The following is a 13,877-nucleotide window of genomic DNA, read 5'->3' on the forward strand; positions in this document are numbered from 1 at the left end:
AGGTGTGGACCGATGTGACAGGTGTGACGGATGGGGCTATAGGTCCGATGTGGACAGGGCCCGCAGCACGTCGGCGACGAGGTCGTCGGTGTCCTCGCACCCCGCGGAGAACCGCACGAACCCCGGCGGCACCGGATCGCCCCACTGCGCACGGCGGTCGGCGGTGCTGTGCAACCCGCCGAAGCTCGTCGCCGCGGTCACCAGTTCCGACGCGGCAAGCACCCGCTCGACCGCGTCCTGCGACCGGAGTGTGAACGTGAAAACCCCGTTGAACCTGCGCATCTGCTTGGACGCCACGACGTAGGACGAATCCTGCTCGGCGCCAGGCCATCGCAGGTCCGACACCAGCGGATGTCCGCTCAGCGCCGCGTAAAGCGCGGCAGCGTTGCGCGCCTGCCTGGCCAGCCGCAGATCCAGCGTGCCGAGACCGCGGTGCGCCAGCCAGGTTTCGAACGGGCCGGGGATCCCGCCGCGCACGGTCCGCGCGTGCCGGATCCTGCCGGCCACGTCGGCCGACCGGCAGGTCACGTGTCCCAGCAGGACATCGCTGTGCCCGGCGAGCGCCTTGCTGTCGCTGGACACCACGATGTCCGCACCGAGCTCCAACGGCCGCTGCCCGATCGGCGTCGCGGTCGTGTTGTCCACAGCCACAAGGGCGCCTGCCGCGTGCGCCGCTGAGACCAACGCGGTGATATCGCACACGTCCAGGCCCGGGTTGGACGGCGTTTCCAGCAACACCAGGTCAACGCCGTCGAACGACGGCCACGGCCCCGCTGTGGGCACCTCGGCGACAGTGACCGGCAGGTCGGCGGCGAGAGTGCGCGTCAGGTAGTAACCGTCCGACGGCAGCACGATTTTCCCGGCCGCCAGTCCCAGAACGGCCGAGATGGCGGCCATCCCGGAGGCGAAGACCACGCATTCCCCGCCGTCCAGTGCACCGATCGCCGACTCCAGCGCCCGGTAGGTCGGGTTGTCCGCCCGGCCGTATCCATAGGACGGATGCCCGGCGTGGAAGCCGGTCGCGAAGACCGGCGATGCCTGCAAAGGGGTCCCCGGCTGGGGGTCGGGCATACCGCCGTGCACGCAACGGGTCCCGTCTCCGTACCCGGTCACCGCTCCGGCCTGACCTTGCGGCCGATCAGTTCGGCGCCTGCTTCGCGGGGGTCGAGACCGTCGTGGCAGACCCGGTGCACCACCTCGGTGATCGGCATGTCGACGCCGTGCCGCACGGCCAGCGCCCTGATCGACGAGCAGGACTTCACGCCTTCCGCGACCTGGCCGTGCGTCGCCTGCTGGGCCTCGGCCAGGCTCTGCCCCCGGCCGAGCCGCTCGCCGAAAGTCCGGTTGCGCGACAACGGCGACGAGCAGGTCGCGACCAGATCCCCCAGCCCGGCAAGGCCGGCGAAGGTCATCGGGTCCGCGCCGAGCGCCATGCCCAGCCGGGCGGTCTCGGCCAGTCCCCGCGTGATCAGCGTGGCCAGCGTGTTGTCGCCGAACCCGATGCCCGCGGCCATCCCGCAGGACAACGCGATGACGTTCTTGCACGCCCCACCGAGTTCGCAGCCGATCACGTCGGTGTTCGTGTACGGCCGGAAGTACCCGGTGGTGCTGGCGTGCTGCAGGTCGACGGCCCGGTCGTGGTCCTCGCACGCGATCACGGTCGCGGTCGGCTGCTCGCGTGCGATCTCCATGGCCAGGTTCGGTCCGGAGACCACGGCGACGTGATTCGACGGCACGCCCGCGACTTCCGCGACGACCTCGCTCATCCGCTTGAGCGTGCCCAGTTCCACGCCCTTGGCCAGGCTGACCAGCGTCGCACCGGCGGGAAGCCGCCAGCGCGACAGGTTCACGCGCAGGCTCTGGCTCGGCACGGCGAGCACGACGGCCTCGGCGCCGTCCAGCGCCTCAACCGGGTCCGATGTGGACGTGAGGTTGTCCGGCAGCCGGACACCGGGCAGGTAGTCGGGGTTCTCGTGCTGCCTGGTCACCGCTTCGGCGACCTCGGGCCTGCGGGCCCACAACACGACGTCCCGGCCCGCGTCGGCCATCACCTTGGCGTAGGTGGTGCCCCACGAACCCGCGCCGAGCACCGCGATCCGCGCCAGCGCCATGTCAGCTCTCCGCCTTCTTCTTCGGGTTGAAGTACCCGGCCGGCGCCTGTTCGCCGCGGATCTCCGCGAGCAGCTTCTTCACGTCGTTCATGATGAGCTCGGTGACGCGGACGAGGGCGGTGTTGGTCGGCGGGTCTTCGCCACGGTACTGCGACAGGTCGACCGGCTCACCGACGTACGTGGTGATGGTCTTGCGGGGGAACGGGCTGAACTTCTTCGTGTACCCGTTGTAGATGTGGTTGGTGCCCCACCGCGCGATCGGCAGCACGGGCACGTCGCTGGTCAGCGCCAGCCGCGCCACACCGGGGAACGACCGCATCGGCCAGCCCTCCGGGTCCTTGCTGATGGTGCCTTCCGGGTAGATGCACACGATCTTGCCCTCGCTCAGCGCCTTGGTGGCGTCGCGCAGGCTCTCAGCGGCGTTGGACGTGCCCCGGTACACCGGGATCGTGCCCGCGCCCGCGATGATCCTTCCGGCCACCGGGATGCGGAAGAGGCTGTCCTTGGCCAGAAACCTCGGCACCCGCTTGTTGCGGTGCACGAACACCGCGTCGATCACGGGATCGAGGTGCGAGACGTGGTTGAACACCAGGATCGCCCCACCTCGGCGGGGTATGCGCTCCGTGCCTCGGGTGACCCGCTTGCCCAGCCAGGTGATCGGGTAGAACACCGCCGCGCAGATCTTGACCCAGATCCCATCCTTCTCACGACGCGCCAAAGCTCCTCCTCCGCAGTACAAGACGTACGGAGTCTAGGTCGTCGCCGATCACAGGCATTCCGGCCTGGTTTTGATGCAGAATCGTCACGGTGGAGACAGATCTCGTGGTGCCGGTGAAGGCGCTGCCGGACGCCAAGTCGCGGCTGCGCGGCGCGGTGGCGCCCGACGAGCACGCCAACCTGGTGCTCGCCGTGCTTTTGGACACAGTCACCGCGGCAGGCGAAGCCGACGGCGTGCGCCGGGTGCTGGTCGTCAGCTCGGATCCGACTGTCGCGAGCGTGCTCGCTGCCGAGGGATTCGAGTGCGTACCGGAAGGCCCGGCCCGTGGCCTGAACGAAGCCCTGCGGCACGGAGCCGCCCTGCTGCGCCAGTCGGACGGTCCCGACCGGAAGGACAAGGGACAAATCGGCGCACTCCAGGCGGATCTGCCCGCGCTGCGGCCGGACGACCTGGCCGCGGCCATCAAAACCGCCGATGGCAGGCGCGCTTTCTGCGCCGACCGGCAGACGACCGGCACCACCTTGTTGTTGTCCGCCGCCGGGCATCCGCTCAACCCGATGTTCGGCGTGGGTTCGGCACTGGCGCACGCGGCTTCCGGAGCGCTCCCGCTCACCGGGCAATGGCCGTCGTTGCGGTGCGACGTCGACACCGCGCAGGACCTCGCTGTGGCCCGTGAGCTCGGTCTCGGGCTTCGCAGCACCGCGCTACTGTGCGCGATGGCGGGTGGGCCGATCGAGTGTTAACCACGTTGTCCACACGGGGACGCGCACTTACGCGATAAGTGCTGGACAATGGCTTGCTGTGAGCACCGAAAACAACGACCAGCCACCAGCGCCAGCGCCGCCGCCCCCACCGAACCGGCCGGAACGGCCGGAACGGAGCGCGCCGTCGGCACCACCGGCGGCGACGACCGCGTCGGCGGCCGTCGACGGGCTGCCTGACGACCGGTACTTCAACCGGGAACTGTCCTGGTTGGACTTCAACGCCCGGGTGCTCGCGCTGGCCGAGGACGAGTCGCAGCCGCTGCTCGAACGGGCCAAGTTCCTCGCGATCTTCGCGTCCAACCTCGACGAGTTCTACATGGTCCGCGTCGCCGGGCTCAAGCGCCGCAGGGAGACCGGGCTGTCGGTGCGCAGCGCCGACGGGCTGACCCCGCGCGAACAGCTGGCCTACATCGCCAAACGCAACCAGGAGCTCGTCGAGCAGCACGCCTCCGCGTTCGAGCAGCGCATCCGCCCTGAGCTGGCGCAGCGCGGCATCCGCATCGTGCGCTGGGCGGAGCTGGAGGACGACGACAGGCGACGCCTGCTCGTCTACTTCACCGAGCAGATCTTCCCGGTGCTCACACCGCTCGCGGTCGACCCGGCGCACCCCTTCCCGTACATCTCGGGGCTCTCGCTCAACCTCGCGGTGACCGTGCGGGACCCCGAGGCCGGCACCGAGCGGTTCGCCAGGGTGAAGGTGCCCGACAACGTGCCGAGACTGCTCCAGGTGCAGTCCAATGGGGACGAATGGAGCGCCACGTTCCTGCCGTTGGAGGATCTGATCGGGGCCCATCTCGGTGAGTTGTTCACCGGAATGGAAGTCACCGAGGTGCATGAGTTTCGGGTGACCCGGAACGCGGACCTGGAAGTGGAGGAGGACCGCGACGAGGATCTGCTGCTGGCGCTGGAACGCGAACTGGCGCAGCGCCGGTTCGGCCCGCCGGTGCGGCTGGAGATCGCCAGCGACATGAGCGAGCACATGCAGGAGCTGCTGCTGCGTGAGCTGGAGGTGCACCCGAACGACGTCGTGGTCATCAACGGCCTGCTGGACTTGTCCTGCCTGTGGCAGCTGCATGCCGTTGACCGCAAGGACCTCAAGGACGCGCCGTTCGTGCCCGCGACACACCCCGCCTTCGCCGAACACGAGACGCCCAAGAGCGTGTTCGCGACGCTGCGGGAAGGCGACGTGCTGGTGCACCACCCGTACGACTCCTTCTCGACGAGTGTGCAACGTTTCATCGAGCAGGCGGCCAGCGATCCGCACGTGCTCGCGATCAAACAGACCCTGTACCGGACATCGGGTGATTCGCCCATTGTGGACGCGCTGATCGACGCGGCCGAGGCGGGCAAGCAGGTCGTCGCGCTCGTCGAGATCAAGGCCCGTTTCGACGAGCAGGCGAACATCAAGTGGGCGCGTGCGCTGGAGAAGGCGGGCGTGCACGTGGTGTACGGCCTGGTCGGCCTGAAGACGCACTGCAAGACCTCGCTCGTGGTGCGCCAGGAGGGTTCGACGATCCGCCGTTACTGCCACATCGGGACGGGCAACTACAACCCGAAGACCGCGCGGCTCTACGAGGACATCGGCCTGCTCACAGCCGAACCGTCGATCGGCGCGGACCTGACCGATCTGTTCAACGTGCTGACCGGATACGCACGGCAGAACACGTACCGCAGTCTTCTGGTGGCACCACACGGAATCCGCCGCGGCATCGTCGAGCGGATCGAACAGGAGATCGAATTCGCCCGTGCGGGCAAGCCGGCAGGCATCCGGTTCAAGGTGAACTCGTTGGTGGACGAGCAGGTCATCGACGCGCTGTACCGGGCGTCGCAGGCCGGTGTTCCGGTCGACGTGGTGGTGCGCGGGATCTGCGCGCTCAAGCCGGGCATCGACGGACTGAGCGAGAACATCGAGGTCCGGTCGATCCTCGGCCGGTTCCTCGAGCACTCCAGGGTGTTCCACTTCGTCGGCTGCGGCGAGCACTGGATCGGCAGCGCCGACATGATGCACCGCAATCTGGACCGCCGCGTCGAAGTCCAGGTCCCGGTCCGCAATCCCCGCTTGGTAAAACAATTGGACGCCATGTTCGATTCGGCGCTCGATCCGGGCACCAGGTGCTGGGTGTTGCAGCCGGACGGGGAATGGGAACCCGCCCCGCAGGGCAGCGACCAGGTCCGCGACCACCAACGGGAAATGATCGCCCTGCACGGGGCACAAGGCTGAGTAGCGAAAGTGTCACACGGTTCAATCGCGGCGGCAGGCGCGGTCGCGTGGCGGGACGGGGCGGTCGCGGTCGTGCACCGTCCCCGCTACGACGACTGGACGCTGCCGAAAGGGAAACTCGACAGCGGTGAAACGGCGCCGATGGCCGCGGTCAGGGAACTGGCCGAGGAGACCGGGTTCCGCGTCGTGCTCGGCAGGCACCTGAACACCGTTCGCTATTCGGTGCGCGGGGCGCCCAAACACGTGGACTACTTCGCCGCCCGGGCGGTGGACGGGGCGTTCGAACCGAACGACGAGGTCGACCGGATGCGCTGGCTGGCACCGGCGCGAGCACGCGAAATCCTCACTTATCCACAGGATGTCGCGGTGCTCGACGAGTTCGTCCGGCTGCCACCGCAAACCACGACTGTGCTGCTCGTACGGCATGCGAAGGCCGGGAAACGGGAAGACTGGAGCGGCGCGGATATCGACCGCCCGCTCTCGCCTGCCGGTCTGCGGCAGGCGGCGGCGCTGCGGGACTTGTTGCCGCTTTTCGGCGCCGACCGAATGTATTCGGCGCCGCCCGCGCGGTGCGTGCAGACGATTGCGGGCCTGGCCGCGGATCTGGGTAGGACGGTCCGGATCGAGCCGTCGCTCGGTGAACTGCGGTATTCGGGTGATCCGGCCGCCGCGGTGGCGGCGCTGCGGGAAATCGCTGGTGGCGAGGGGATCGCGGTGGTGTCCAGCCAGGGCGGCGTGATCCCCGGCCTGATCTCGGCCTATGCCAGGGATTCAGGCCTTGACCTGCCGGAAGTCCGGGCGAAGAAGGGCAGTCTGGTGGTGCTGACGTTCGTCCAACCGGGACTTGGCCTGGTTTCGGCCGATTACTATCCCAGTCCACTCCCCAAGCCCTGAAACACTGTTGGGGGTATTCCGCGTGCACACGTGGGATGCCCCCACAAGTGACGTTGAAGGCATCCAGTCGGCCCGTAGCCGGTTCGGGAGTGCCAGAACGGTCAGGACCTCGCGAACCTGGGGAAACGCCGCCACAGCGGCTTACAGGGCAGTCAACTGATCGACGGTCACCAGTGCGGCCCTGGGCGGGTTTCGAAGTACCTGTGGGCACAACAAAGCCGTGAGGGCCACCCGGGCGTCCCCGGGCGGCCCTCACGGCTTTGTGGCTACTGCTTACTTCTTGCGGGTCGACGGCTTCTTGGCAGCCGCGGCGGAGGTCTTCTTCGCCGGAGCCTTGGCAGTCGTCTTGGCGGCAGCAGGCTTCGCAGCGGCACGACGCGTGGTCGTGGTCTTCGCTGCTGCCGGCTTCGCGGCCGCCTTGGTGGCGGCCGGCTTGGCGGCCGCCGTCTTGCGGGCGGTCGTCGTCGCGGCTGCTGCGCGCGTACGAGTCGAAGTCGTGCTGCGAGTGGCAGCGGCACGCGTGGTGGTGCCGGTGCTGCGGCTGGTCGCCGACTTGGCGGCGGCCACCTTCGGCAGCTTCTTCGCGCCGCTCACAACCTCTTTGAAGCCGGTGCCCGGCCGGAACGCTGGGACGTTGGTCTTCTTGACCTTCACGGTCTCACCGGTGCGCGGGTTGCGCGCGGTCCGCGCTGCGCGGGCGCGCTTCTCGAAAACACCGAAGCCGGTGATGTTGACCTTCTCGCCCTTGTTGACCGTGCGAACGATCACGTCGACGAGACCGTCGACCGCAGCGCCTGCGGTCTTCTTGTCGCCCAGGCGTTCCGTGAGCGCCTCGATGAGCTGGGCCTTGTTCACCCTTCTGTCCTCCACTTTTGACCACATGACGGTTACGGCCTTTCGCGGCCGACTTCTCGCCACCATATGCCGAAAAGCGCGCGACCACCACGCGCCACGCCATATTTTTCCTTATGAGTTTTGCGATCCGCCCATCGGGGTGACATTTGGCCCTGGAATCAGCCCGTCAGGCAAGGGTTGTGGACGGCTTCCAGACGGGTCGGGAAGCCTCGAACGAATCGATGGCTCCGGCGTGTCGAAGAGTCAGCGCGATGTCGTCCAACCCTTCCAAGAGGCGCCAACGGGTGTAGTCGTCGATGGTGAACGGGGCGGTGAACTCCTTGGCTGTGACAAGCTTTTCCCGCAGGTCGACGGTCACTTCCGTGCCCGGCTCGGCCTCGAGCAGCTTCCACAGCTGCTCCACGTCGTGCTGTTCGCACTGGGCCGCGAGCAGACCCTGCTTGCCCGCGTTGCCGCGGAAGATGTCGGCGAACCGGGCGGAGATGACGGCCCGGAAGCCGTAGTTGGACAGCGCCCAGACGGCGTGCTCGCGCGACGAGCCCGTGCCGAAGTCCGGACCGGCCACCAGGACGCTGCCCGCGCGGTAGGGCTCCTGGTTGAGGATGAACTGCTCGTCCTGCCGCCACGCGGCGAACAGACCGTCCTCGAAACCGGTCTTGCTGACCCGCTTGAGGTAGACGGCCGGGATGATCTGGTCCGTGTCCACGTTGGACCTGCGGAGGGGTACGCCGACCCCCGTGTGCTTGGTGAAAGGCTCCATGACGTGCTTTTTCTTCCTTCAGTCCGTGCCTGCGGTGCCAGTGCTGGAGACTGCGAGCAGGTCCTCGGGAGAGGACAGGGTTCCGCGAACGGCGGTCGCCGCGGCGACCAACGGGGAGACCAGGTGCGTGCGCCCGCCCTTGCCCTGCCTGCCCTCAAAGTTGCGATTTGATGTCGATGCGCTGCGCTCGCCCGGCTTGAGCTGGTCCGGGTTCATGCCAAGGCACATCGAGCAGCCCGCGGAGCGCCACTCGGCACCGGCGGACAGGAAAACCTCGTGCAGCCCCTCGGACTCGGCGGCCTCGCGGACGCGCATCGAGCCGGGGACCACGAGCATCCGGACCCCGGTGGCGACTTTGTGCCCGCGCAGCACGTCGGCGGCCGCCCGCAGGTCCTCGATCCGCCCGTTGGTGCAGGATCCGAGGAACACGGTGTCGACCTGGATCTCCCGCAGCGGGGTGCCCGGCTCGAGGTCCATGTAGGACAGGGCCTTCTCGGCGGCGGCGCGCTCGTTCTCGTCGGCGATCCGCTCCGGGTCGGGGACGTTCCCGGACAACGGCAGGCCCTGACCGGGGTTGGTGCCCCACGTCACGTACGGGGTCAGGTCGTCGGCGTCGAGGTCCACCTCGGCGTCGAAGACAGCGTCATCATCGGTGCGCAGCTGCTTCCAGTCGGCCACCGCGGCATCCCAGTCGGCGTCCCGCGGGGCGTGCTTGCGCCCCTTCAGGTACGCGAACGTCGTTTCGTCCGGCGCGATCAGACCGGCGCGCGCACCGGCTTCGATGGACATGTTGCACACGGTCATCCGGGCTTCCATCGACAGCTCCTCGATGGCGCTACCCCGATATTCCAATACATATCCCTGTCCGCCGCCGGTGCCGATCTTCGCGATGACGGCGAGGATGATGTCCTTGGCGGTGACACCGGGCCGGAGCGACCCGGCGACGTTGATGGCCATCGTCTTGAACGGCTTGAGCGGAAGCGTCTGCGTGGCGAGCACGTGCTCGACCTCGGACGTGCCGATGCCGAACGCCATCGCGCCGAACGCGCCGTGCGTGGAGGTGTGGCTGTCGCCGCACACCACGGTCATCCCCGGCTGGGTGAGCCCGAGCTGCGGGCCGATGACGTGCACGATGCCCTGTTCGTCGTGGCCCATCTGGTAGAGCGGGACACCGAACTCGGCACAGTTGCGACGAAGCGTCTCAACCTGCGTGCGCGACACGGGGTCGGCGATCGGCAGCTGGACGTCGACCGTGGGGACGTTGTGATCCTCGGTGGCGACAGTGAGATCGGTGCGGCGGACCGGGCGGCCCGCCTGACGCAGCCCGTCGAACGCCTGCGGGCTGGTGACTTCGTGGATCAGGTGCAGGTCGATGTACAGCAGATCCGGCTCGTCGCCCTCACCTCGCCGTACGACATGTGAGTTCCACACCTTCTCAGCGAGCGTGTGGCCCATCGCTCCTCCAACGCAGATTTCGTGGTGGGTTCCCAAATACTGGACATCTCAGATATCGGGAAGCTAGTATCGTTCTGTGGGACAGCATAGCGGAATCGGGGTACTGGACAAGGCAATGGCGGTGCTGCAGGCCGTTGCCAAGGAACCCTGTGGTCTGGCGGAACTCTGCACGAAAACCGGACTGCCCAGGGCGACGGCGCACCGGCTGGCGGTGGGCCTCGAGGTGCATCGCTTGCTGCGCCGGGGATCCGACGGGCGCTGGCGCCCGGGAGCGGCCCTCTCGGAACTGGCGGGAGGAGCAACGGACCCCCTGCTGGACGCGGCGAACGCGGTACTGCCCCGGCTGAGGGACATAACCGGGGAGAGCGTCCAGCTCTACCGCCGGGACGGAATGCACAGAATCTGCGTCTGTTCGGCGGAACCCCCCTCGGGCCTGCGCGACACGGTGCCAGTAGGAGCCCGCCTCCCGATGACAGCGGGCTCAGGAGCGAAAGTCCTGGCGGCATGGGCAGACCCGGGAACCCAGCGAGCACTGCTGAACGACGCGGTATTCGGTGAGCGAGCCCTCCTGGAAGTCCGCCGCCGAGGCTGGGCGCAAAGCGTGGCAGAGCGGGAGCCGGGAGTAGCAAGCGTCTCGGCCCCTGTCCGGGACGGAGCAGGAAACGTCGTAGCGGCAGTGTCGGTCTCAGGCCCGATAGACAGGATGGGCCGCCGCCCAGGTTCCCGTTGGGCAGCGGACCTACTGGCAGCAGCCGACGCCCTCCACAACCGCCTCTGACTCCCTTCCAGACATCCAAAGTAGACATCCCTGACGCCCGAAACCTCAACGGCCGCAAGTACTCCTCACCAGCGGGTAGACCGTTAACGGAAAACCTCGCCGACAGGCAGACCAGTAACGAGAAGCCTCGCCGGCGGGCAGACCACCAAGAGGGAAGAGGGTCGCCTTCCCTTCCTCCCGTACGGCCTGCCGAAGGCAACCATGGGCGTCAAGGGGATCCGTACGGCTCTCAGCCTGGTTGCTTGGATAGGCGGACCCCTTTGACACCCATGGTTGGGCTGCGCCCAGGCCATACAGGAGGAAGGGAACGCAAGGCGGTCCTACGCTGACGCACTTGGCAATGGCGAGTTCCGTGAGACTATCGCCGTGGTCTGTCCGCGTAGGCGGACCTCACCCACAGTCCACAAAGCTGTGACAAGGGCCACCAACCCCAGCATGTTCCAAGAACAAGGGAGTGCCCAGACCCAAAGCGCGGCGTACCCGAAAGGAGACACGACAATGCTGGTAAAAAGAAAGTACCCACCGCTGAAAAGGTGAGGAACAAGCACCCTGGGGGTTTGAGGGGCTGGGCCCCAAAATAATAGCGAAGTGGGCCTTGGAAAAGTTGCGAAGCAACTGACCAAGGCCCACCACCCACGTAGCCCCGACGGGATTTGAACCCGCGCTACCGCCTTGAGAGGGCGGCGTCCTAGGCCGCTAGACGACGGGGCCAGGAACTTTCTGTTTTCTTTTGTGTGAGAGAAGCTTAGCAGATGCTGCTTGGGTCTCTCTCGCTGGGGTACCAGGACTCGAACCTAGACTAACTGAACCAGAATCAGTCGTGCTGCCAATTACACCATACCCCACCGGCGTCTCGGATCTCTCCTTGGCGCCGGAACAGATAGTAGACGATGGGTCCCACGGGTTGAAAACCGGGGTCATCCACGCGGCTGCGGGACCCCCATCGACGGGGTCACGTACTCGCTGACGAGCAGCGACGGCAGCTCGGTCAGGTCCCCGATGACCTGGACGTCCTGCGGGGTCCGCTCGTCGGCTTCGTCGTCTTCCCTGTTCAGCCACACCGCGTGCAGGCCCGCGTCCCTCGCTCCGATCGCGTCGAGGTCGAGCCGGTCGCCGACGTGCACCGCGCTGCTCGGCTCCACGTGTAGTTCCTGGCAGGCGGTGTGGAAGATCTCCGGATCCGGCTTCGCCACCCCCACTTCCCCCGCGATCACCACCGCGTCGAAGAAGCGGGTCAGGCCGAGTCCTGCCAGCTTGTCCCGTTGGGCCGGGCCGGAGGCGTTCGTCACAGCCGCGAGCTTCAGACCCGCCGCCCTCATCCAGTCCAGGCACGGCAGGGCGTCGGCGAAGAGCTGCCAGCCCCTGTTCATCTCTGTCAGCCGCCGGTCTTCCAGCACCTGCACTGTCTCGTCGTCCAGCAGGACGCCCATGTCGGTCAGGAATGCCTTGGTTCGTTGCATGCGCATGGTCGTCGGGTCGAGTTCGCCCGCCACCGCTCTCGCCACGTACTCGTCTGTCGTGTGCTGCCATGCCGGCCACATGTCGTCCCGGCCGATCAGCGTGAATAATGCGGATCGCGCCGCCGAGGTGAAATCAACGAGGGTGTCGTCGATGTCCAGGCAGACCGCTGCGATTTCCGGTGGTTTCCCAACCGGTCTTTCCCGCTCCGACCGCAACTCCAGCGCTGATGCCATCCAGAAACGATAGGCGTCTCTCCCCTGTTTTCGATTCGTCTGACGAGGTGAACTATTCAGTCGCTGATACGGTTAAGCCCCCTTGTCGCCAAGGGGGCCAAACTGCCTGTATCGGACCAACGACCCTCAGGTGTTACGGGCATGCCTCACGCGGGTGAGGGTGCGCTCCTTACCGAGCAACTCCATCGACTCGTACAGCGGCGGTGACACCGTCCGGCCGGTCACGGCGACGCGTACGGGAGCGAAGGCCTTACGGGGCTTGAGACCCAGTCCGTCGATCAGCGCGCCCTTCAAGGCTTCCTCGATGGCCGGTGTAGTCCAGTCGGTCAACGGCTCGAGCACGGCCAGTGCCGCGTCCAGCACCGGTTTCGCGTCCTCGCCCAGTGCTTTGGCCGCGGAGTCCGGCTCCGGCGCGAAGTCCTCTTCGGATTGGAACAGGAACCGGACCATGCCGACCGCGTCGGACAGCACGACCAGGCGTTCCTGGATCAGCGGCGCCGCCGCGGTGAACAGCGCGACCTGCTCGTCGGCTGGCTTCGCCGCGACCAGATCCGCGGCCGCGAGGTACGGCAGCGTGCGGTTGACGAAGTCGTCCTGGGTCAACGCGCGCAGGTGCGTGGCGTTGATGGCTTCGGCCTTCTTCAGGTCGAAGCGCGCCGGGTTCGAGCTGACCTTGCCGATGTCGAACGCCTGCACCATCTCCGACATGCTGAAGATGTCCCGGTCCTCGGCGATGGCCCAGCCGAGCAGCGCCAGGTAGTTCAGCATCCCCTCCGGCAGGAATCCCCGCTCCCGGTAGGTGAAGAGGTTCGACTCCGGATCCCGCTTGGACAGCTTGCGGTTGCCCTCGCCCCTGACCAGCGGCAGGTGCGCGTAGTCCGGAATGGACTCGGCGACGCCGATCCGCTTGAGCGCCTGGAAAAGCGCGATCTGCCGGGGGGTCGACGGGAGCAGGTCCTCGCCGCGCAGGATGTGCGTGATGCGCATCAGCGCGTCGTCGACCGGGTTGGTCAGCGTGTACAGCGGGGCACCGTTCGCCCTGACCAGCACGGGGTCGGGCACGCTGCCGGCCTTGAACGTCACCTCCCCGCGGATGTGGTCGGCGAACGTGATGTCCTCGTCGGGCATCCGCAGCCGCAGCACCGGTTCACGGCCTTGCGCGCGGAACGCGGCCTTCTGCTCGCCGGTGGTGTTCCTGTCGAAGTTGTCGTAGCCGAGCTTGGTGTCCTGCCCGGCGGCTCTGCGGCGCTCGTCGACTTCGTCCGGCGTGGAGAACGACTCGTACAACTCGCCCGCTTCCAGCAGGCGGCGGGCCACATCGGTGTAGATCTCGCCGCGCTGGCTTTGCCGGTACGGGCCGTGGTCGCCGCCGACCTCGGGCCCCTCGTCCCAGTCGATGCCGAGCCAGTTCAACGCGTCGATGATCGCGTTGTAGCTCTCCTCGGAATCCCGTGAGGCATCGGTGTCCTCGATCCGGAAGACCAGTTCGCCGCCGTGGTGCCGGGCGAAGGCCCAGTTGAACAGGGCGGTGCGGATCAGCCCGACGTGCGGGGTCCCCGTCGGGGACGGGCAGAAGCGGACTCTCACGCCCGCGAGCGATGTCGTGTTCATAACAGAGCAGAGGCTA

12 protein-coding genes and 2 tRNA genes are annotated in these 13,877 nt (G+C 67.3%); 4 read left to right on the forward strand and 10 right to left on the reverse strand.

All coding sequences use genetic code 11. The annotated features are described in order from the left end of the window. Positions 1 to 36: 36 nt before the first annotated feature. The 3 genes from AOZ06_RS45210 to AOZ06_RS45220 are packed head-to-tail and all read right to left on the reverse strand — an operon-like array spanning position 37 to position 2,829. The gene (locus AOZ06_RS45210; protein ID WP_157233595.1) at positions 37 to 1,113 is read right to left on the reverse strand and encodes a cystathionine gamma-lyase; all 1,077 of its coding nucleotides are present in this window, start codon (positions 1,111 to 1,113) and stop codon (positions 37 to 39) included. After that, the gene (locus tag AOZ06_RS45215) at positions 1,110 to 2,111 is read right to left on the reverse strand and encodes an NAD(P)H-dependent glycerol-3-phosphate dehydrogenase (protein WP_054295001.1); all 1,002 of its coding nucleotides are present in this window, start codon (positions 2,109 to 2,111) and stop codon (positions 1,110 to 1,112) included. Before AOZ06_RS45215 ends, AOZ06_RS45210 begins: the two co-directional genes overlap by 4 nt. A gap of 1 nt (position 2,112) precedes the next feature. Further along, positions 2,113 to 2,829, reverse strand: a complete 717-nt coding sequence (locus AOZ06_RS45220; RefSeq protein ID WP_054295002.1) for a lysophospholipid acyltransferase family protein — start codon at positions 2,827 to 2,829, stop codon at positions 2,113 to 2,115. Between the two features lie 89 nt (positions 2,830 to 2,918). On the opposite strand from AOZ06_RS45220, the gene cofC reads away from it, so the two are divergent. Genes cofC through AOZ06_RS45235 form a run of 3 tightly spaced genes read left to right on the forward strand, consistent with a single transcriptional unit; the run spans position 2,919 to position 6,708 of the window. Continuing rightward, positions 2,919 to 3,572, forward strand: coding sequence for a 2-phospho-L-lactate guanylyltransferase (gene cofC, locus AOZ06_RS45225; RefSeq protein WP_054295003.1), 654 nt, complete (start codon positions 2,919 to 2,921; stop codon positions 3,570 to 3,572). Positions 3,573 to 3,630: 58 nt separating this feature from the next. After that, entirely contained in the window at positions 3,631 to 5,814 is a 2,184-nt protein-coding gene (locus AOZ06_RS45230; protein ID WP_054295004.1) for an RNA degradosome polyphosphate kinase, read from the forward strand. Between the two features lie 9 nt (positions 5,815 to 5,823). After that, positions 5,824 to 6,708, forward strand: a complete 885-nt coding sequence (locus tag AOZ06_RS45235; RefSeq protein WP_157233596.1) for an NUDIX hydrolase — start codon at positions 5,824 to 5,826, stop codon at positions 6,706 to 6,708. Between the two features lie 273 nt (positions 6,709 to 6,981). On the opposite strand, the gene AOZ06_RS45240 is transcribed toward AOZ06_RS45235, so the two are convergent. The 3 genes from AOZ06_RS45240 to leuC all read right to left on the reverse strand — a co-directional run bounded on the left by AOZ06_RS45240 (position 6,982) and on the right by leuC (position 9,778). Next, positions 6,982 to 7,563, reverse strand: a complete 582-nt coding sequence (locus AOZ06_RS45240; RefSeq protein ID WP_179950784.1) for an HU family DNA-binding protein — start codon at positions 7,561 to 7,563, stop codon at positions 6,982 to 6,984. Between the two features lie 166 nt (positions 7,564 to 7,729). Further along, entirely contained in the window at positions 7,730 to 8,323 is a 594-nt protein-coding gene (gene leuD, locus AOZ06_RS45245) for a 3-isopropylmalate dehydratase small subunit (protein WP_054295006.1), read from the reverse strand. An 18-nt stretch (positions 8,324 to 8,341) separates the two neighbouring features. Further along, entirely contained in the window at positions 8,342 to 9,778 is a 1,437-nt protein-coding gene (leuC, locus tag AOZ06_RS45250; RefSeq protein ID WP_054295007.1) for a 3-isopropylmalate dehydratase large subunit, read from the reverse strand. Between the two features lie 76 nt (positions 9,779 to 9,854). On the opposite strand from leuC, the gene AOZ06_RS55455 reads away from it, so the two are divergent. Continuing rightward, entirely contained in the window at positions 9,855 to 10,556 is a 702-nt protein-coding gene (locus tag AOZ06_RS55455) for an IclR family transcriptional regulator (RefSeq protein WP_179950785.1), read from the forward strand. A 638-nt stretch (positions 10,557 to 11,194) separates the two neighbouring features. Here AOZ06_RS55455 and AOZ06_RS45255 read toward each other — a convergent pair. The 4 genes from AOZ06_RS45255 to gltX form a co-directional block, all read right to left on the reverse strand. Continuing rightward, a tRNA-Glu gene (locus AOZ06_RS45255) sits at positions 11,195 to 11,267 on the reverse strand. 62 nt (positions 11,268 to 11,329) lie between these two features. Further along, a tRNA-Gln gene (locus tag AOZ06_RS45260) sits at positions 11,330 to 11,401 on the reverse strand. Positions 11,402 to 11,473: 72 nt separating this feature from the next. Beyond that, on the reverse strand, positions 11,474 to 12,250 hold the full coding sequence (locus AOZ06_RS45265) for an HAD family hydrolase (protein WP_083472363.1): 777 nt from the start codon (positions 12,248 to 12,250) through the stop codon (positions 11,474 to 11,476). 126 nt (positions 12,251 to 12,376) lie between these two features. After that, on the reverse strand, positions 12,377 to 13,861 hold the full coding sequence (gltX, locus tag AOZ06_RS45270; protein WP_054295008.1) for a glutamate--tRNA ligase: 1,485 nt from the start codon (positions 13,859 to 13,861) through the stop codon (positions 12,377 to 12,379). Positions 13,862 to 13,877: the final 16 nt, after the last annotated feature.

Origin of the sequence: Kibdelosporangium phytohabitans (assembly GCF_001302585.1) — a bacterium.
GTDB lineage: Bacteria > Actinomycetota > Actinomycetes > Mycobacteriales > Pseudonocardiaceae > Kibdelosporangium > Kibdelosporangium phytohabitans.

Bases quoted from the DNA above. Each gene is read 5' to 3' on its own strand.
- AOZ06_RS45215 (WP_054295001.1), bottom strand. From the start codon at position 2,111: ATGGCGCTGGCGCGGATCGCGGTGCTCGGCGCGGGTTCGTGGGGCACC.
- leuD (WP_054295006.1), bottom strand. From the start codon at position 8,323: ATGGAGCCTTTCACCAAGCACACGGGGGTCGGCGTACCCCTCCGCAGG.
- leuC (WP_054295007.1), bottom strand. From the start codon at position 9,778: ATGGGCCACACGCTCGCTGAGAAGGTGTGGAACTCACATGTCGTACGG.
- AOZ06_RS45265 (WP_083472363.1), bottom strand. From the start codon at position 12,250: ATGGCATCAGCGCTGGAGTTGCGGTCGGAGCGGGAAAGACCGGTTGGG.
- gltX (WP_054295008.1), bottom strand. From the start codon at position 13,861: ATGAACACGACATCGCTCGCGGGCGTGAGAGTCCGCTTCTGCCCGTCC.